Origin of the sequence: Paraburkholderia polaris (assembly GCF_012927345.1) — a bacterium.
GTDB classification, from domain to species: Bacteria; Pseudomonadota; Gammaproteobacteria; order Burkholderiales; family Burkholderiaceae; genus Paraburkholderia; species Paraburkholderia polaris.
The window spans coordinates 38,755-56,217 of the sequence record NZ_JABBGJ010000014.1 but is presented as its reverse complement, the minus strand read 5'-3'; the positions used below and the strand labels follow the sequence as shown (position 1 = coordinate 56,217).

15 protein-coding genes and 1 pseudogene are annotated in these 17,463 nt (G+C 62.0%); 9 read left to right on the top strand and 7 right to left on the bottom strand.

Features of this window, described 5'->3' with window-relative positions:
- The first annotated feature begins 644 nt into the window (after window positions 1-644).
- Together HHL24_RS14640 and HHL24_RS14635 are read left to right on the top strand one after the other, a co-directional pair.
- Window positions 645-998, top strand: a complete 354-nt coding sequence (locus HHL24_RS14640) for a BON domain-containing protein (protein WP_169486175.1) — start codon at window positions 645-647, stop codon at window positions 996-998.
- A gap of 338 nt (window positions 999-1,336) precedes the next feature.
- Window positions 1,337-1,585, top strand: coding sequence for a hypothetical protein (locus tag HHL24_RS14635; protein WP_169486174.1), 249 nt, complete (start codon window positions 1,337-1,339; stop codon window positions 1,583-1,585).
- A gap of 272 nt (window positions 1,586-1,857) precedes the next feature.
- Here the strand turns inward: HHL24_RS14635 and HHL24_RS14630 are convergent, their stop codons facing one another.
- Window positions 1,858-2,646: a sulfite exporter TauE/SafE family protein gene (locus tag HHL24_RS14630; protein ID WP_169486173.1), complete on the bottom strand. Its 789-nt coding sequence runs from the start codon at window positions 2,644-2,646 to the stop codon at window positions 1,858-1,860.
- Between the two features lie 155 nt (window positions 2,647-2,801).
- The gene (locus HHL24_RS14625) at window positions 2,802-3,728 is read right to left on the bottom strand and encodes a LysR substrate-binding domain-containing protein (RefSeq protein WP_169486172.1); all 927 of its coding nucleotides are present in this window, start codon (window positions 3,726-3,728) and stop codon (window positions 2,802-2,804) included.
- A 63-nt stretch (window positions 3,729-3,791) separates the two neighbouring features.
- On the opposite strand from HHL24_RS14625, the gene HHL24_RS14620 reads away from it, so the two are divergent.
- Entirely contained in the window at window positions 3,792-4,694 is a 903-nt protein-coding gene (locus HHL24_RS14620; RefSeq protein WP_169486171.1) for a DMT family transporter, read from the top strand.
- Between the two features lie 51 nt (window positions 4,695-4,745).
- Here HHL24_RS14620 and HHL24_RS14615 read toward each other — a convergent pair whose 3' ends face one another.
- The gene (locus HHL24_RS14615; RefSeq protein WP_169486170.1) at window positions 4,746-5,393 is read right to left on the bottom strand and encodes a LysE family translocator; all 648 of its coding nucleotides are present in this window, start codon (window positions 5,391-5,393) and stop codon (window positions 4,746-4,748) included.
- A 363-nt stretch (window positions 5,394-5,756) separates the two neighbouring features.
- On the opposite strand from HHL24_RS14615, the pseudogene HHL24_RS14610 reads away from it, so the two are divergent.
- Window positions 5,757-5,849 (top strand): annotated as a pseudogene (locus HHL24_RS14610) (LysR family transcriptional regulator); the annotation flags it as partial.
- Window positions 5,850-6,012: 163 nt separating this feature from the next.
- On the opposite strand, the gene HHL24_RS14605 reads toward HHL24_RS14610, so the two are convergent.
- Window positions 6,013-6,153, bottom strand: a complete 141-nt coding sequence (locus tag HHL24_RS14605; RefSeq protein WP_169486169.1) for a hypothetical protein — start codon at window positions 6,151-6,153, stop codon at window positions 6,013-6,015.
- A gap of 499 nt (window positions 6,154-6,652) precedes the next feature.
- On the opposite strand from HHL24_RS14605, the gene HHL24_RS14600 reads away from it, so the two are divergent.
- Window positions 6,653-7,117, top strand: a complete 465-nt coding sequence (locus HHL24_RS14600; RefSeq protein ID WP_169486168.1) for a hypothetical protein — start codon at window positions 6,653-6,655, stop codon at window positions 7,115-7,117.
- 359 nt (window positions 7,118-7,476) lie between these two features.
- Here HHL24_RS14600 and HHL24_RS14595 read toward each other — a convergent pair whose 3' ends face one another.
- Complete coding sequence (locus HHL24_RS14595) at window positions 7,477-8,460, bottom strand: helix-turn-helix domain-containing protein (RefSeq protein ID WP_169486167.1); 984 nt, start codon at window positions 8,458-8,460, stop codon at window positions 7,477-7,479.
- Between the two features lie 318 nt (window positions 8,461-8,778).
- Here HHL24_RS14595 and HHL24_RS14590 point away from each other — a divergent pair, with 318 nt between their 5' ends.
- Together HHL24_RS14590 and HHL24_RS14585 are read left to right on the top strand one after the other, a co-directional pair.
- Window positions 8,779-9,555 carry an SDR family NAD(P)-dependent oxidoreductase gene (locus tag HHL24_RS14590; protein ID WP_169486166.1) on the top strand — a complete coding sequence of 259 codons (777 nt, stop codon included), beginning with the start codon at window positions 8,779-8,781 and terminating at the stop codon, window positions 9,553-9,555.
- A 76-nt stretch (window positions 9,556-9,631) separates the two neighbouring features.
- The gene (locus HHL24_RS14585) at window positions 9,632-11,170 is read left to right on the top strand and encodes an amino acid permease (RefSeq protein WP_169486165.1); all 1,539 of its coding nucleotides are present in this window, start codon (window positions 9,632-9,634) and stop codon (window positions 11,168-11,170) included.
- 123 nt (window positions 11,171-11,293) lie between these two features.
- Here HHL24_RS14585 and HHL24_RS14580 read toward each other — a convergent pair whose 3' ends face one another.
- Window positions 11,294-12,808 carry a hypothetical protein gene (locus HHL24_RS14580; RefSeq protein ID WP_329606652.1) on the bottom strand — a complete coding sequence of 505 codons (1,515 nt, stop codon included), beginning with the start codon at window positions 12,806-12,808 and terminating at the stop codon, window positions 11,294-11,296.
- On the opposite strand from HHL24_RS14580, the gene HHL24_RS44780 reads away from it, so the two are divergent.
- Together HHL24_RS44780 and HHL24_RS14575 are read left to right on the top strand one after the other, a co-directional pair.
- The gene (locus tag HHL24_RS44780; RefSeq protein ID WP_329606651.1) at window positions 12,798-13,259 is read left to right on the top strand and encodes a hypothetical protein; all 462 of its coding nucleotides are present in this window, start codon (window positions 12,798-12,800) and stop codon (window positions 13,257-13,259) included. The genes HHL24_RS14580 and HHL24_RS44780 overlap by 11 nt on opposite strands.
- 710 nt (window positions 13,260-13,969) lie before the next feature.
- Window positions 13,970-15,055 (top strand): glycosyltransferase family 4 protein, encoded by a 1,086-nt coding sequence (locus HHL24_RS14575; protein WP_169486163.1) that lies wholly within the window; start codon window positions 13,970-13,972, stop codon window positions 15,053-15,055.
- Window positions 15,056-15,080: 25 nt separating this feature from the next.
- Here the strand turns inward: HHL24_RS14575 and HHL24_RS14570 are convergent, their stop codons facing one another.
- Window positions 15,081-17,462, bottom strand: a complete 2,382-nt coding sequence (locus HHL24_RS14570) for a PIG-L family deacetylase (RefSeq protein WP_169486162.1) — start codon at window positions 17,460-17,462, stop codon at window positions 15,081-15,083.
- Between the last annotated feature and the right edge of the window lies 1 nt (window position 17,463).

The following is a 17,463-nucleotide window of genomic DNA, read 5'->3' as shown; positions in this document are numbered from 1 at the left end:
GGCGCTCTGCGGCGCGCGAACCGGGGTGAGGCGCTCATGCCATGCCGGGCTGGCCGTGGCGAAAGACGCACACGCCGCGCGGCAGCGCACGTCGCGCCGATGGTACCTGAGAATCGCGCGGCGGCGCAGCGTCCGGCCGGGGCGGGTGCTGTCAAACCCGTAACAATTCGTGAGCGGTGCGTGAATGGCGCATGAACGCTCGATGAACGGCCGATGAACGGCCGATGAACTACGCCCGGACCAAAATATGAACGGCGCATGAATAAAAAACACGATCCATGGCCCCATGACAACCGGAAGGCACCCCCAGGTATGACTAAACCCTTTGCGCTTCTGGCGCGGCTAGATTAAATTGTGGATCGCTGCCGCGAACAGACGTTTGCGCGGCGTGACCCGGCACGACAGACAAGAACCGGGCGCGCTGGCGGACTTCGCGGCTTGCCGGCTCTCGTACCGCATTGCATGCGTGTCATCGCACGCGACTAACGGCGGCCGGCCTCTCTCGCCTCTCGCACACCGTGTTGCAGCCATAGTCGGCCGTCGCTAAGCCGCGCCTCGTCGCGACTGAAAAGCATGGCCGCCCGTAGTCGTAACGAAGCCGCTTGTACATGCGGTCCAATGTGTAGCTAAGGAGAAGAGAAACTATGAAATCGGTCGGTTTTCTGAAAACGCTGGGCTCGGTTGTGGCAATGGTGGTGGCGTGCAATGTGTACGCTCAGGCAAGCGATGCAACGGCGACGGGTACGACCGCAGCGCCGGCTGCAAGCGCCAAGGCCGGCAAGAAGGCCAATAGCCAGCTGGGTCACAAGGTGCGCAGCGCGCTCGCCAAGGCGCAAGGCATCGACGTCTCGAACATCGCCGTGCGTGCTCGTGGCGGCGCGGTGACCCTGACGGGCTCGGTGCCTGACCAAGGCCAGATCGACGCTGCCGGCGAAGCGGCCAAGGGCGTCGCCGGCGTGACGTCGGTGTCGAACAAGCTGACCGTGGTTCAGCAGTAAGAAGGCTGCAATGAGCAGGCCGCAATAAGCGGTCTGGCATAAGCGGTTTGCAGCAAGCGCACGAGGCGCCGGCAGGCGCGGAATGCTGTATCGGAAGGTGCATGCGATTCGATATCGCTATGCGCCATCGTGATGCATGTCAGTGCGAGGGCTCCGGCGAATAACCGGAGCCTTTTTTTCGATTTATTTTTCGTAGCAGTGATTTTTGAAGCGGTGATGATGGCTCAGACCCGTTCCGGGCTGAACGCCGGTACCGCAACGGCCGGTCTGTGCGCTGTGACACACAGTTGACGCGTCGCGAGGCGTACTGTGAGATGAAGGGAACCGGAGCCAACGCCATGGAAATCACACGTTTGCGCTATACCGATCTGCCGATCGGCGATCGGGCGGCTTTCGAACTGGTGTGCGCGCGGCACGGATTTGCGCCGGCGCATTTCGACATCAGCGCCTGCCTGGATCCGGGCGATGCCGCGCACGAGCGCCTCGTCACGGTTCGGCGCGGCGGCTGGGCGCAGTCCTATCACGACTGTCACGGCCAATGGGTCAGGCAGTTCGAGAACGATCTGACTTGCAGGTTTTTCAAATAGAGGTGGTCTGGGTGCGGTGGTGTTTTTGCCAGATACTGAGGCGGGCGACTGAGGCCTGCATCTGAGGCAGCCTGCCTAAAGCAGGCACCTAAAGCAGGCACCTAAAGCAGGCACCTAAAGCAGACACCTAAAGCAGACACCTAAGGCAGACACCTAAGGCAGACACCTAAGGCAGACACCTAAGGCGGACACCTAAGGCAGACACCTAAGGCAGGCATCTGAGGCAGGCGCTTCAGGCCGGCTATCAAGACCGCATATTCAGGGCTACTGCTTCACGCCAGCACGAGGCGCACGCCGACCAACGTGAGCGTAGCGGCGAGCACATTGCGCAGCAGCGCGTCCGGCGCGCGCGACGACAGATAGCTGCCGATCGCGATGCCCGGCAATGATCCCACCAGCAGCGACAGCAGCATCGACCAGTCGATCGAACCCAGCAGCCAATGACCCGCGCCCGCCAGCAGCGTGAGCGGTACCGCATGCGCGATATCGGAGCCGACGATGCGCGTGGTCGGCAGCAACGGATACAGCAGCAACAACACCGTCACGCCGATGGCGCCCGCTCCCACCGAGGTCAGCGACACCAGCACGCCCAGCACCGCGCCCGTCAGCATGGTGAGCGCGAGCGTACGGCCTTGGCTGGGGGCGCGCCGACGGCGCGCGCCCAGCGCCGCGAGTTGCGGGCGGAAGATCAGCGCCACGGCGGTCACCAGCAGCGCGACGCCGAGCACGATCTGGATCAGCCGGCTCGTGCCCGGCGTGTCCATCCCGTAACGATGCAGCAGGATCAAGGTGACCGTTGCGGCCGGTACGCTGCCGGCCGCGAGGCGCAGGGTGATCTGCCAGTCGACGGAGCCTTTCAGGCCGTGCACCAGCGTGCCGGTCGCCTTGGTGGCGGCCGCGTACAGCAGATCGGTGCCGACCGCGGTGGCCGGATGCACGTTGAACAGCAGAACCAGGATCGGCGTCATCAGCGAGCCGCCGCCGACGCCCGTCAGTCCGACCAGAAAGCCGACGAACAGGCCGGACACGGAGTACAGCAGATCGATGTGAGGAAGAGCCATTGAGCAGACCGCTGATGGTCGGGTGGGTTGGACAGGTTAGGCGGCGAGGCCGGCGCGCGCCTGCCTTCGAGCGTCGGCGAATGTCGGCGACAGGCCCGCGGCGGCACGGCGAAAGCCGCTATTGTCGCAAAACTGCCGAGCTTGCGTATAAAGCGCTACGACGGGCCCTGCTGCGCCGCCTGCATCCGGTCGATCAGCGCCAGCACTTCGGGCCGGTTTTCGCCCTTTGCATGCACGAAGTAGTAAGTCAGCGGCGAGGCGACTTCGTGGCGGCTCACCCGCACGAGACCGGTTTTCCGCAGATACGCGTCGGCGAACGGCACACGCGCCAGCGCTACGCCGAGTCCCGCCTCGGCGGCGGCTAGCACCAGTGTGTAGTCTTCGAAGCGCCGATCCTGCGCGCGCGGTTTCAGCGGAATCGCCAGCGCGTCGAACCACGCGCGCCAGCCGGTGACATCCGAGTCATGCAACAGGGGCACATCGAGCAGCGCGGCATCGCCACGTTTGTGCCGCTGCTTCGCCAGTTGCGCGGCGAGCGTGGGATGCGCAACCGGATAGAGCGTCTCCGGCAGGAAAGGCTTGACCTCGAGTTGACGCCAACTGCCGCGCCCGTAGCGAATCGCCAGATCCGCTTCGCCGCCGGCGATGTCCGCGTTGCGATGGTCGATATCGAGCTGGATGCGCAGCGCCGGGGCCGCGCTTTCGAATGCCGCCTGCCGCTCGAAAAACCACAGCTTGGCGAAAGCGGGCACGACGCTCAGCTTGACCAACTGCGGGCTGCGCGGCGAGCGCCACTGATCCGCCGCGCTGTCGATGATGCCGAACGCCTGCTCGATACGCCCCACGAAGCGCTGCCCGTCAGGCGTGAGCCGCACGCCGCGCGCATGGCGTTCGAACAACGTCATGCCGAGCCAGTTTTCGACCGCGGCGACCCGCCGGCTGATCGCGCCGTGCGTCAATCCGGCGACTTCGGCAGCGGCGAGAAACGAGCCTTCGCGGGCGACCGCGCAGACGGTTTCGAGGCTTGCGAGCGGCGGCCGCGCCGACGAAGTGCGTGCCGTTGGTGAGGAGCTGTGAGCCATATTCACATCACGATGTTCATTTGTGCGCTAGCTTAGCAGCTCGCCGCGCGGCACCATCGGCCAATGAACACACTCACTTCATCCCCATCGCCGCGTTCCGCGCGGCAGCCGCTGCTGGCGGCAGGCGCGGTCGCCTTCACTATCGTGTCCTGGGCCTCCGCCTTTCCATTCATTCGCATCGGCTTGCAGGGTTTGCCGCCTTTGCAATTGGCGGCGGCGCGTTTCGCCACCGCCGCGCTGCTGGTGATTGCGTGGCTCGCCTATCGGCGTCCGCCGTTGCCGACATGGCGCGACGGCCTGCGTTTCGTATTGTGCGGTTTTCTCGGCATCGCGCTTTACAACGCGCTGCTCAATACCGGCGAGAAAACGGTGGCGCCAGGTGCGGCGAGTTTCATCGTCAATACGCTGCCGATTTTCACGGCACTGCTGGCAGCCGCGTTTCTCGGCGAGCGATTCAATCGGTGGGGATGGTTCGGTTCCCTCGTCAGTCTCGCCGGCATCGCGGTAATCGCACGGGGTCAGCCTGGCGGGCTGACGCTCGGCGCGGGCAGTACGCTGATTCTCGGCGCGGCGTTGTGTTCGGCGAGCTACTTCGTGCTGCAGCGACGCCTGATTCCGGTTTATGGGGCGCTGACCTGTACTGCCTACACGTTGCTGGCGGGGGCGGTGTTGCTGGTGCCGTGGCTGCCGGGCGCCTTGAGTTCGCTTGGCAGTGCACCGCACGGCACGTTGCAGGCGGTGCTGGTGCTCGGCGTGTTTCCCGCAGCGCTTGGCTATGCGACGTGGACCTTCGCGCTGGGCTACTTCGGTGCGGCGCGCGCGGCCAATTTCCTGTATCTGACGCCTGCAGTGGCGACGGCGTTATCCGCAGTGCTGACCGGCGAGCGCCCGGGTCTCGCGACGCTATGCGGTGGTTTGATGGCGATTGCCGGTGTGGTGTTCGTGGCGTTGCGAGGTCGCACGTGAGTTCGCAGGCACCGCTTTGAGCACCACGTGCGCGACGCCCCTAACCCTCATTCAAAGCGCGCGGCGAATCTCGACGATACCGAACGCCGCCAGCGTGAATCCGGCGATCCGGTCGATCGCCACACGCAACTTGCTGCCGATCGCATGACGCGCGAGCGACACCACGGTCACGAGAAAACACCACCACGCGATCGAACCGCAAAACACGCCGCCTACGGTCGTCAGTGCGATGCTCGATGAAAACGCCCCACGCGGTGCGAGCGTCGTGAACAGCGCGGCGAACATGATGACGGTTTGCGGATTGGTCAGCGTCAGCAGCAATGAACTCGCATACGCGCGCAGTGCGCCGGCACGACCCACCTGCGCGAGCTTGCCGTCGCTGTTGCCATTACCGTTGGCCGCGTCGGCGGGCGCTTTTTGCAGCAAGGTACGCACGCCGAGATAAAGCAGGAATAGGCCGGCGAGCAGATGCAAGGGCCGGTCGTAGGCGAGCATGAACTGCGAAATGCCGACAAGACCGAGTGCCGCGATCAGACCGTAAACCGCATCGCCGGTCGCAATGCCGAAGCCGATTGCGAGCCCCGCGCGCGGACCGCCGGTCAACGTGCGGCGAATGCATAGCATGCCCATCGGGCCGACCGGTGCGGCAATCGCGAGCCCGACGCCGGCAGAGGTGATGAAGAGACTTGTGGTGGACATGGGCAAGCCTTGATGGGTTGTTCTGTTTCGTGGTTGGTTGCGCGCGCTGCGCTTCTCGCCTGCGGGCAGGTGGCAGGCCAGCGTGACCCCAAGCATAGCCAGATCGAAAATCCTGAGCAAGGCGGTGGGGTCAAGCGGCGTGAACCAGCAGCGCATCAAACTACGTCATTCTGCACGCGATCAAGCTTCGCGACGCAGCACCGTTTTAACCTGCGCAGTTTGACGCACGATCAACCTTCACAACTCAGCGCGCGATCGACGACGCAATCCGACGTGCCGGCCGTGGATATCTTGGGATGGACTCGGCCGCCACTTTCCGCGGGCATCATTTTCCCACTTCAAATACCCAGGGCACGCCTGATCATGTGGCAAATCGATCAGGTGACGTTGCGCTTGTTTATCGCCGTCTGCGAGGAAGGCACGAGCGCGCGTGCGGCTGAACGCGAGTTCTTCGCGGGCCCTTGTGCGCAGCGGTATTCTCACCGGATCGTCATGCTGGCCATCGGGACGCTTGGGCCGAAGACGCGAGATGTCGCGTTGGAGGATGTTTCGAGGGAGTGCTTTGCGGATGGTTGATGCCCGCCTGGCGGGGCGGGCTTGCTGCGCGGTTAGTGCATGCTCAGTGTTTCTTCTGTGTTGCCGATACGGTCGGCGCCACGCGGATCGGCGGCGCGCCCGACGGCGTCGTGGCCGGTGTAGGTTTCTTGGCCTGCTTCGGTTTCTTTACTTCGCGGTTACTGCGCATTTGACCTTTTGCCATGATGGACTCCCAGTTGGCTTTATCGCTCCGCGACGGAGCAGCATGATAGTGTGCGCTGATTTTGGGGTTTTGGGGTGGGTTTTCGGTTTGCCTTCGCGGCGCATGGTTGAATGTTTGCCTGCGGGTTGAGCGCTCCTTTGGTCCGTTGCGACGGCGTTGGTTTTTCCTTGATTTGTCGTTCGCGGGGCAAATGTAAAGATTAGTTATAATTCGCGCGTTTAGCCTGTTTGGGCGATCGTCCCAAAAAACAGGTGGTTTACATTGTTCCTGCCGTTAGACAAAACGGCGCGGGTTTGACGGCCCGTCGTGATGCACCGCACTGCCCGTGAAAGCGGGTAGTGCTCACCTATGTGCGCCTTTTCTATGGGCGGGCAGTGGTGAGGGAGCCGCGAGGCTCGCCGGTTTGGTGCATCACCCGGTCCGTCAACCTTGCCACGTGCCCGCTCACCCATCTGTTAGTGAGTGTCGGGCGATTCAGGAACGAACCGGAAATCGCACCATGAGCAAAGCCACTAAAAAGACCCAACCCACGTCACGTCTTCCCGTTGACGCTCTCCAGTACGAAAAACTAGCGCTATCAGCGCACAATTTGTGCAACCGGCAGTTGGATCAACTCAGGAGACTGGCCATTCTTGCGGTCTCGATATGCAGGAGTCCTTCTATGACAAGGGAGGAGCGTCAGAGCCAGAAGGCGCTATTGGAACTGCTGGTTGAAACTGCCGAGGGGTATGAGCGGGAGGTTGAATGCGATCGCGAACTGTACCAGGTGATCGCACTCGACGCTAAGGGAATTCCTCACAGTCGCATCACGGCCAGCGTTGCGGCGAAACTGCTTTCCGAAGCCGCGCAGATGGCAGGGGAAACTTGGGCTGATGCAGAGCCGAATATGATTGCAACGCTCAAGCCTGTGCGGGCAAGACCCGCTGCGAGCGGCGGTGACCAGCAGGCAGCCGTGCAGCACTGACCAGCACTAGCGGCCACCACGCTGCAGCAACGACGAAGGCGCGAATTGGTCGCGCCTTTTTTATTGCCTTAGCAGCATACCGATAATCGTACACGCTCCGATGATTGCTCCCTGTGAATTGATAGATATCTCCGATGGCATCACTCGCCCCCGCTATTTAGGCTCGTGTATTACGAACGATTGCAACGCTAACGAGCTGACTACGGACGGCGAAACGTCGTAGCACATATACGTCATTTCTAACCGTCAGTTAGGATTTTAAATAAAATCCATGACCTGCGTCGAAGTGACGTAAAAGGTTGGAAGAAGGCACCACCGCGGGGCAGCTAAAAAAGCACCGTGTGGCCACAAACCCAACCTCAACCTGCGCGACTCCTACTACGCCGCCATGTCTCACTCGGCAATTCCTCAAACTGCCCGCGATACTCGTTCGAGAAATTCCCAAAATGCCAGAACCCCCAACGCGTAGCGACTTCGGTAACGGACGCAGCGGCTCTTAGTTCACGCCGCACATGATCAAGCCGAACGGCACGTATATACGCTGAAGGATTGACCCCAAGCGTATTCTCAAACGCATATTGAAGAGTTCGCCGACTCGCGCGAAACCGCGCACATAGCTCGGCCACGGACAGCGGGCAATCAGGCGAGTCTTCCACCAGTTCACGAACGCTCCGTACGAGTTGCCAATTCCGTGCGGTACGCGCCTCGACATTCCCGTGCGGATCGGCATCCCGCATCCCCTGCACCGCCTCAGCAAGACCGAATATCACCGACTTCTCGAACGACGCTGCCACGCCCACGTCATCGAGCAAAGCCGGCGTCGCAGCCACCGCGTCGAGCAATTGTTTGAGTACTTCGCGAAAGCCCTGCAATCTCGCAGGATCAACATTCAATACGCCAGGCTTCGCGCCTAGCAGCGGCGTAATTCCATCGAGTTGCGAGCGCACCAGTTCATCGTCAATCGCGCCAGGCTCAATCTCCAGATTCACCACGACATGCTTGTCGGGCGATAAAAACTCGAATCCGCCATCGCCGGAAAACACATGCAGGCCGTCGCGATGACTCGTCTGCCCGCACAGCAGCGCATGTCCTTCGAGTTGAAAAGGAATGCCCACCGCCAACTTGGACAGCGCCACCTGGCCGCGTTGATAGACCGTGCGGTTCAGGCGTTCCACCAATACCCGCACACCACCCGCGGCGAACGAACTCACCGAGCCGTCGAAGGCGCCGCGCGAAATCTGGCAATAGCTCTGGTTCCACGCGTCGAGCAACATCGCCTGCTCATCAATGTTCCGGCAACAGCGAATCTCAACGGCGCTGCTTGTCTGATTGACCGGCTGCATAGCTTCTCCCGATTCTGTTGGCGCTCCCCGAAAGCCTCGTGCCGATCAGTGTATGCGAAAAAAAATTTACGCCGCAGTGTTGGAGCGACCCATCCAGGGCACACGCGCGGCGTCCTGCCCCGTGTGCGCAAAGATCACGAACACGGGCGACTGCCAGATACGGCAAGCATTCAGGTCGGGATGTAATGCATTTGTCAGCAAGTCTGATTTTTACGGGATTTTTACTTTTTGCCAATTTTGGATAGTCGCCGCTTTTTGCTGCCCCTACTTTGTGCACAACGCAATGCAATGCATTAGACACTGGAACGGGAGTCACGCATGAGCAGATCGGCAGGCAGGCTGGAAGGCAAGATCGCAATCGTGTCAGGCGGCGCAACCGGCGCTGGCGGCGCGGCATCGCTGCTGTTCGCGCAAGAAGGCGCGCAGGTCGCCGTGGTCGATATCAATACCGATGTGGGCGAGGAAGTCGTGACGCGCATTCGCGCGGCAGGCGGCACAGCCGAACTGTTTGCCGCCGATGTGTCGAAGCGCGAAGCCGTGGACGCCGCCGTGGCGAACATCATGGCGCGCTTCGGGCGCATCGACGTGCTGTTCAACCACGCCGGCAGCATCGTCGTGAAGCCGTTCGTCGATACCACCGACGAAGACTACGACTGGCTCATGAACGTCAACGTAAAGAGCATGTTCATGATGACGCGCGCGGTGTTGCCGCACATGCTCGCCGCGGGCGGCGGTTCGATCGTGTGCACGGCGTCGATTTCGTCGGTGGCGGCCACGCCGCTCGAGGTGCTGTACTGCACGACCAAAGGCGCGTGCGCGATGTTCGCGCGTTCGATTGCCGTCGAGTATCGCGACCGCGGCATTCGCTGCAATGCCGTGTGCCCCGGCTTCATCGATACGCCGCACGGACGCCGCGAAATCAGTGCGCTCGCCAGGTATGGCTTCGATGCGAGCGAGGCGGCGCTGTCGGTGCAGCAGGGCCGTCTGTGCGCGCCTGAAGAAGTCGCGCGCGCCGCGCTCTTTCTCGCCAGCGACGACGCCAGTTTCGTCAACGGCGCCCACCTGTACGTGGATAACTGCTTTACGGCTGCGTGAGCCGGTCCTTCGTCGCGCGGTCACGCCTCTGCATCGCTTAGCCGCTTCGTCATAACCCTGTTCAAAGGATCGCGTCATGGACATCAACACGGCCGTGCCGTCGGCGGACCCCGCCGACAACGACGTCAAGCTGTTGCACAAGATGGGTTACGCGCAGGAACTGTCCCGGCGTATGGGGGCGTTCTCGAACTTCGCGGTGTCGTTCTCGCTGATCTGCATTCTGTCGGGCGGCATCACGTCGTTCCAGATGGGCTTGTCGGCGGCAGGCGGGGCATCGATCGGACTCGGCTGGCCGCTCGGCTCGCTGTTCGCGTTGGTCGTGGCGGCGGCGATGGCGCAGATCGCGTCGTCGTATCCGACGGCGGGCGGCCTCTATCACTGGAGTTCGATTCTCGGCGGCAAAATGTGGGGCTGGCTCACCGCGTGGCTGAATCTGCTCGGTCTCGTGTTCGTCGTCGCCGCGATCAATTACGGTACCTATGATCCCTTCTTTCGCACGCTGATCGCACCGATGTTCGGCGTGAATCCCGACTCGCTCGGCTGGTGGCAGCAGACGCTCTTTCTGACTGTGATCACCGCTTCGCAAGCGTTTCTGAATCATCGTGGCATTCGCATCACGAGCAAGATCACGGACCTGTCGGGCTATCTGATTTTTGTGGTGACGATCATGCTGGTGGTTTCCCTGCTGGTGTATTCGCCGGTCAAGATCGATCTGTCGCGGCTCTATACCTTCACCAACTTCACGGGTGTCGATGGCGGCGCGTGGCCCAAGCAGACCATCGCCATGGCGTTTCTATCCGGTCTGCTGCTGACCGCTTATACGATCACGGGCTTCGACGCTTCCGCGCACACCTCGGAGGAAACGCATCAGGCGGCGCGCAATGTGCCGCGCGGCATTGTCGGCTCCGTGTTCTGGTCGACTACCTTCGGCTACGTGATGGTGTGCGCATTCGTGCTGGTGATGCCGGATATCGGCGCGGGGGTGAAGCAGGGCACTGGATTCTTCGAAGCGATTCTCGCGCCGATTCCCGGACCGCTGCGCATTCTGATCGAATTGCTGATGTTCTTCATCAACTACGTATGCGGTCTCGCCGCTGTCACGTCGACCTCGCGCATGATGTTCGCGTTTGCCCGCGACGGCGGCTTGCCTGGCTCGAAGTGGCTGCGCAAAGTGAATGCGGCACATCGCACGCCCGGCGCTGCGATCTGGACCTCGGCGGTGCTGGCGATCGTGGTGACCTTGTACGGCGATGCCTTCACGGTGCTAAGCGCGGGTAGCGCAGTGTTCCTGTTCATTTCGTACGCCATGCCGATTGCGGCCGGCATTTTTGCCGAGGGTCGCACGTGGAAAGAAAAGGGGCCGTTCCAGTTAGGCATGCTGTCGAAGCCGTTCGCGGTGGCGGCGGTGTTCGGCGCACTCGTGCTCGCCTATGTCGGTATGCAGCCGCCGAATCAGAAGGTGGTGTACGTGATCGTCGGATTGCTCGCGGTGTTACTGACGATCTGGTACGGCGCGGGTGTACGCAAGAGCTTTGCGGGTCCGCCGATCGGCAAGGTGTCGAAGGAGCGCGAGCAGGAACTGAGCGGGATGGAGGGGCAGTTGGGGGAGAGCTGAGTCTCGGCGAATGTGCGGCCCGTTGCCGCCATTCATGCCTGAAAAAATAACGTCAGCCGGCCCTGAAGCCGGCTGACGTTTTGCCATCTACTGTTAGTACCCGACCTTAGGGTCCTAAGCGACTTACATGCCGACGTATCCCACCGGAACCGTCGCGTTGGCTTTGGCGACCGACGCGTTGTTCGACACCACATATACCGGCGATTCGGTCAGGTTGAGCGTCAGCGTACCGTTGCTGTAGTTCGCGCTCGACGCATTACCCATCATGTCGACGACCTTCACGCTGCCGCTCGTGCCCGGTGCATCCACCGTGAGGCTATACGGCACGCTATAGCTCGAGCTGAAGCCGACGCTCGCGTCCCACACGCTGTTGTTGTGCGCCCACAGCGCGGTAATCACGGCGCCGTTGCCCACCTGCTGGAATGCGTAGGCGTAGATGCCAGTCGGCGTGCCGTTCACCGGTCCGAGCGTGGTCGTGCCGTCGAGCGTATGCGTCATCGCGCTGATCGCCATTGCGACCGGCTTCGGACTGATGTTTGTTGCGCCGAATGCGCCTTGCGCGTCGTTCAAATCGAAGAACGTGCCATAGCCGACTTCGCCCGGATAGTCCGCACCGTAGAACACGTAGGTCTGATCCGCGCCTTCGCCGAGCGTGATGATGTGCATGCGGGCCGCGACCGCCGCTTGCGCGTACAACACGTTCGCGGTCGGGTAGTTCGGGCCGTACGAGGTGCCGAGGTCGTAGCTGATGCCGGCTTCTGTCGAGAACAGGTGAATGCCCGGACGGTAATCGGTGGCCATTTCCGAGCGCAGACCGCGCATCTGGCCGCGCAGCGAACCTGAAGCCGTGGACGGATCGGCATCGTAGCGCTCCGGCGGATGCGACGGCGAGGTACCCGCGTCGTAGTAGCCGTGCGTGGCGACGGCGTCGATGTATTGACCGAAGCCGAGCGGCGCGAGGCGCTTCAGACGCGTCGTGGTCAGGCTCGGGAACGCATCGGTCGGGCCCATCACCACCGCGTGCGGATCAGTCAAGTGAATGCCCTGATAGACGGACTGATACAGCGCGATGAAATTGGCGTCCGTGTCGGTCCAGAACTGGTTCGGCTCCCACGTCACCTGATAGTAGTTCGCTGACTGGGTCGGGAAATACGCTGCGCGAATCGCGTTCGATTCGGTGCCGACGCGGCTCATGTAGTTCTGGTAATACGAAAGATTGGTCGGCACGCTCGTGTCGTCCTGGAACGCACCGGTGCTGCTCGCCCATGCGGGGATGCCGTCGAGACGGATCAGACGCATCACGTTACCGGTCGTGTAGAACGGATCGAGATTGTTGGCCGAAGGATTGAACGTGTTCGGTCCGTTCGGTTCCATGGTCGAGAGCTGGCGGTCGTCGATCGTCGACGAGATGCCGAGGTCGGCGAGCACCGGGTCGTTGTCGTTCGCGCCCTGCATACCGAAGCGGTGCTGTTCCTGACGTGCGTAGGTGACCGCAGGCACGACACCGGACAGGTTCGGCAGCACACCGAAGGTTGCGATGCCAACCGGACGCGTGCCGGCTTGCGGCAACTGACCGCCGTTCTGCGCGAGCGTGCCCGTCGCGGCGAAATAGCCGGCGAGCGTTGAGGTGCAATTCAACGTGATGGTCTTCGAACCGCTCGGCACGGCAGTGCTGCCGCTCGCCGCGACCCGGCCGAGGGTGTCCGTGACGGCCCAGTTCAACGTGTCGGCGTTCGGCACGTTGGTGGTGAAGGCGAGCTGGAAAGTGCTGCCGGAAGCGAAGATGCGGGTGCCGTCGGCACTGGGTGTGTCGGCGGAAATGGTGGCGCTGCCCGAGCCTGCCGAGACGGCCGGCGACGCACAGCTTAGTGTCGCGACGATGTTGCCCGCGGCGTTCACCGTGGCGGTGCCGCCGGTGCTGCTGTTTCCCGCCGCAGTCGAACTGGACGAACTGGACGGGCTGGTAGTGCCGTTGGCCTGGGTTGACGCGTTGGTGCTGCTGGCGTTACCACTGCCGCCGCCGCCGCAAGCTGCTAGTGCCAAAGAAAGTGTCGAGAGTAGGAGTAGCTGCGATTTCATCAATCTCTAACCAATGCGTAAGCTGAACGTTCGTTCGCCTCTTCGCGCAAAGCGCGTTGGGAGACGGAGCGAAGAAAAATTCATATCGTACGAATCCGTGCCGCACGTCATGGCGGATTTGGCGGAATCGGACGGCCGGGGAAGGTGCGACGAAAACAACTAACGTCTGGAGAACAGCGTGGTTCATATCGCAGGGCCTGAGTTGATGGCGCCGCTCAATGAACTTTTTACTGTTCTGTAAGCAAGAAAGCCTCTGACGAGGCGAATCGACCGCAACAATACGCATTAGTATGTTTAAAAGAAGTAACGAGTCGTTACGTATGAACAATAATGCAGTACTAATTGCATTGATCTCATCAAAAAATACATATGATTAAATCAGTCTTTATCCGCCAAACAAAAATGGGGGTCGAATAAAGTTGTAACGGATGCCTAACTATACGAATTGGCGTAAACCACGGCGAAATGGGCGCTAGCGCTCATTCCATAGCCGATGGAACCTTGGAGATGGCGGAAAAGTGCTGGGCCTTCGGTGTAAGGTTTCCTCGCGACCGTGACTTCGCGGCGGAACTGTCGCTGTTTTATGGAGACGAGGCGCGTCCTGCAAAAAGGGCGCGCCAGATGAACGAGATGGAATGCCGATGTTTTTTGGGGCCGGTACTTGCTGGTCGGCATGTCCATCCGCTGCGCAAAAAAGGCGGTTATCCAGAGAGATAGATCGTGAGAATTCTTCAGTTGGTTCACGCACCGCGACTGTCCGGGGCAGAGGTGCTGGTAAAGGGGCTTGCGATTCATCATCAGCGCGGCGGCCATGACGTTTGTATTGCATCGCTGCTTCCGCAGCAGGACGATTTCATCGGTATTCGCGCGGAGCTTGAGGCCGCGGGCGTCACCTGCCTGTTCCCGAGCATCCGATACGGGAGGGTGGGCAAACTGCTGCACCTGTATCGGGTGGTGCGCCAGTTCCGTCCCGATTTCATCGTGGCTCACGCCACGCTCGCCGCACTTTATGTGCGTCTACTGCCTGTCCATACGCCGATCGCCTGGGTGATGCACTCCGGCGTCAACGACTTCGAGAACGGCGCGCTCAAGCGGGCCGAGCGCCTGCTGTCACGGCGGGCGAGAGCGATCATCGGCGTGTCGCAGCAAAATATCGACGACTACTTGAGAGAGATCGGCAAACATCCGGCGATGGTGGTGATCCCGAATGGCGTCGACGCGTCGCAGTTCGCGGAGGACAACGGCACGTCGGCACCGGATATCGCAGTGCCTGCCAAGCAGATTGTTCAGCTGGGCCGCTATATAGAAGCGAAGAGCCAGTTGCACACGATCCGCGCGTTCGAGCGTGTCCTGCAAAGCGAGCCCGAGGCACGCCTGCTGCTGTGTGGTGTCGTCGAAGACATCGCCTATCACAAGGCGGTGCTGTCGCTCGTTCATCAACTCGGGTTGGAAAGCCGCGTGACCGTGTGCGGGCCGCGCTCGGATGTCGCCGCGATCCTGCGCTCCTCGCGTGTCTTCGCCATGCCTTCTCGATTCGAAGCGCAGAGCATCGGCTTTCTGGAGGCGCTCGCCTCGGGTATTCCCGTCGTGGCGAACCGGATTCCATCGTTCGCTTTTGCCAGTGGATTTGCCAGCGTCAATCTCGTCGATACGACCGATCCTGAGGCCTACGGCCGCGCATTGCTCGGGGCGCTCGACATGCCGCGTGCCAACCGGCAACTGGCGGGATACACGTTGCATGACACGGCAGATCGCTACATGACGATCGCACGGCAGTTCGTCCGTTCGCTGCAAGTGTCGGCCTGAACTGCGCCGGATCGACCAGCTCGCGCTACTGCGCCAATCGGTCGATCCGCACCGTCTCCGAGAAGAGCCCCGGCAGTTCACCGAGATCCTGGGCTGTGCCCAGGGCGAAACCGTCGCCGACCGGATAGCGCGTCAGCGCCGGTGCGCCGCCGGTGAAATAGAAATCGCCGAGCGTCGCGTCGGTTCTCCGGTAAAGCACGAGCGCGGCATTGCGCTTGTCGCGCACGAAAACCGGAAAGACATCCGACCACGACATGCCATGCAATGTCGCTGCCTGGACGGGCACGCTCCTCGCGTCCGCCGTGTCGAGCGTGGCAATGTCGATGACCGCGTCCTCATTTGTTCCATCGAGATGCGGTGTCAAAAGGACCAGCGTATTGCTTGCTTTGCCGTGCACCGCCCCGACCGTCACCTTGACGAAATCGGGCAGGAAATTCGCCGGCAATAGTCTGCGTTCGCCGATGGTCATGCGCGTGCCGTCGTTGACAATTTGCGTAAGCGCGAGCCGGCCGTCCGCAGCCTCCATCACGACGAGTGACGCGCGTGATCCTGGAACCTGGACCGGCAGAAGATTTGCGTTTCGCGGTAGCGCTTTTGCCTGTGCCATGAGCGTCGGCGCCGAGCCGGTTGAGCCCGTGGAAGACGCCAGCCAGAGGTCGAGCCCGCTATCCGTTCGTTTCTGTGCGATCAGCACGCCGGCACGTCCCGTTCCGCTGAAATCCGCCGCTACATATTGCTGCGCCAGCTCAGGCCTGAACGCGCTGTCGGTCTGGAGCCAGAGGCGTGGGGCTTCGAAGCGATCGCCTGTACTGCGAAGCAACCAGAACGCCGTGCCGCCGCGGCGCGCGGTAACGACCATCAAGTCCGCTTTGCCGTCGCCGTCGAAGTCGCCTAGCAGAAAGCGCGCGCTGTCGAAGCACAACTTGTCATCCGCGCAACTCGGCGCCGTCGCGCGGGGATCGAACGGGACAGTGTTCGCGTACCAAAGGGCGGGGGGCGACGCTTTCACGAGCGACGCCGCATACACGTTGAATCCGGGCCCATCGTGCTGTCGCTGCACATAGACCGCGGCTTGTTCGCCCGTGCCGGCGATGTCGCCAACCATCGCGGTCGCGAGCCGCAGATCGGTCGCCTGGGTGCGTTGCGTGGTCGCCCAACGGTAGCGTGTGGTGAGCAGCGTGCAGCCGCGCATGGTGAGCTTGCCGTCGTTTTCGCCGAGACAGTGCCGCAGCGGCGTATAGACGAGGCCGAAGTCCCACGGTGTCCAGCGCTGCGCCATGTCCCATTGATCGCAGGTCTCGGAGATCAGATAGCCGTCGCGTTCGGCGATGCACTGCGAAGTCGCGGCGCTGACGAGCGCGGCATTGCGCGTATTGCCGGGATAGACGGTCAGCGGATCCCAGCGCCATTGTTGCGCGGATGAGCCCGTGCACGCGGCGAGTGTCGGCGCCTGGCCGCTACCCGCGGAGGTCAGGCAGCGGGTCGCGGCCGCATTGAATAGCTGAACGGGATGCGACTGGAAATCCGCGACGCGGCGATCGCTGCGGTCGGCAAACGCATAGCGGCGCGCGACCCAATTGCCGTCCCACTGGAACTCGCCGAATACGTGCGAAAACTCGCTGCCGTCGACAGAAAAATAGCTGGCGACGATGTCGCGCTTGCGCTGAACTTCAGCCGCCGGAACGTTGCCGGGCCAGTCGCCGGTTGGATAGGTGATGTGGTATTCGATCGGCACGCTTTTGCTCAGCGTCTGGGCGACGTGGCGCGTGATGCGCGCGGCATAGATGTGATCGGGATGCTCGAGAAACGGCACCGTGTCCGGATTGAGCGTGTAGATCTGCGACGCCTCGGCGAGTATCACTTTCAGCGTGGCCGACAGCGAGGCCCGATCGTATTGCACACGCACGGAACCGTCGGCGTTCATCGGATAGGTGGAGAGCGTGGCGTGCTGTTCCCACAGGAGGCCGAGCGGTACGCGGCCGCCGCGCACGGCGCCGCCAGGCAGGCGGAGTTCAAGCAGACGAACCTGCGGCTTCGCCTTCAGCACCATCTGGTGCACGAGCTTGCCGGCAATCGGGATATTCGCTTCGATCCATTCGTCAGGCACCCCCGCCATCCGCGCATAAGCGAGCCGCGAGGCCCGCTCGCGGGTCTGCACGTAAGCGAAATTCGCACCATTGGCGCCGCCGATCAGATGCACCGTGGTGATGCACCAGCCGGCATCGAGCCGTTCGCTGATAGCGGGGTCCACGAAGAGCAGATCGTCATCGAGGTGGGCGACGACGGTGACCAGCGTACCGGCGCCGCAATCCGCCGCGCGCGCCGAACCGGGAAGGAAAGCCAAGAAAAGTAGCGCTAGAAAAGCAATGAATGAATCGCGAACGAGCCTGGCTGCCGATGATCGCATG

Coding starts and splice junctions, on each gene's coding strand:
- HHL24_RS14640 (WP_169486175.1), top strand. CDS start 645: ATGAAATCGGTCGGTTTTCTGAAAACGCTGGGCTCGGTTGTGGCAATG.
- HHL24_RS14635 (WP_169486174.1), top strand. CDS start 1,337: ATGGAAATCACACGTTTGCGCTATACCGATCTGCCGATCGGCGATCGG.
- HHL24_RS14630 (WP_169486173.1), bottom strand. CDS start 2,646: ATGGCTCTTCCTCACATCGATCTGCTGTACTCCGTGTCCGGCCTGTTC.
- HHL24_RS14625 (WP_169486172.1), bottom strand. CDS start 3,728: ATGGCTCACAGCTCCTCACCAACGGCACGCACTTCGTCGGCGCGGCCG.
- HHL24_RS14620 (WP_169486171.1), top strand. CDS start 3,792: ATGAACACACTCACTTCATCCCCATCGCCGCGTTCCGCGCGGCAGCCG.
- HHL24_RS14615 (WP_169486170.1), bottom strand. CDS start 5,393: ATGTCCACCACAAGTCTCTTCATCACCTCTGCCGGCGTCGGGCTCGCG.
- HHL24_RS14605 (WP_169486169.1), bottom strand. CDS start 6,153: ATGGCAAAAGGTCAAATGCGCAGTAACCGCGAAGTAAAGAAACCGAAG.
- HHL24_RS14600 (WP_169486168.1), top strand. CDS start 6,653: ATGAGCAAAGCCACTAAAAAGACCCAACCCACGTCACGTCTTCCCGTT.
- HHL24_RS14595 (WP_169486167.1), bottom strand. CDS start 8,460: ATGCAGCCGGTCAATCAGACAAGCAGCGCCGTTGAGATTCGCTGTTGC.
- HHL24_RS14590 (WP_169486166.1), top strand. CDS start 8,779: ATGAGCAGATCGGCAGGCAGGCTGGAAGGCAAGATCGCAATCGTGTCA.
- HHL24_RS14585 (WP_169486165.1), top strand. CDS start 9,632: ATGGACATCAACACGGCCGTGCCGTCGGCGGACCCCGCCGACAACGAC.
- HHL24_RS14570 (WP_169486162.1), bottom strand. CDS start 17,462: ATGCGATCATCGGCAGCCAGGCTCGTTCGCGATTCATTCATTGCTTTT.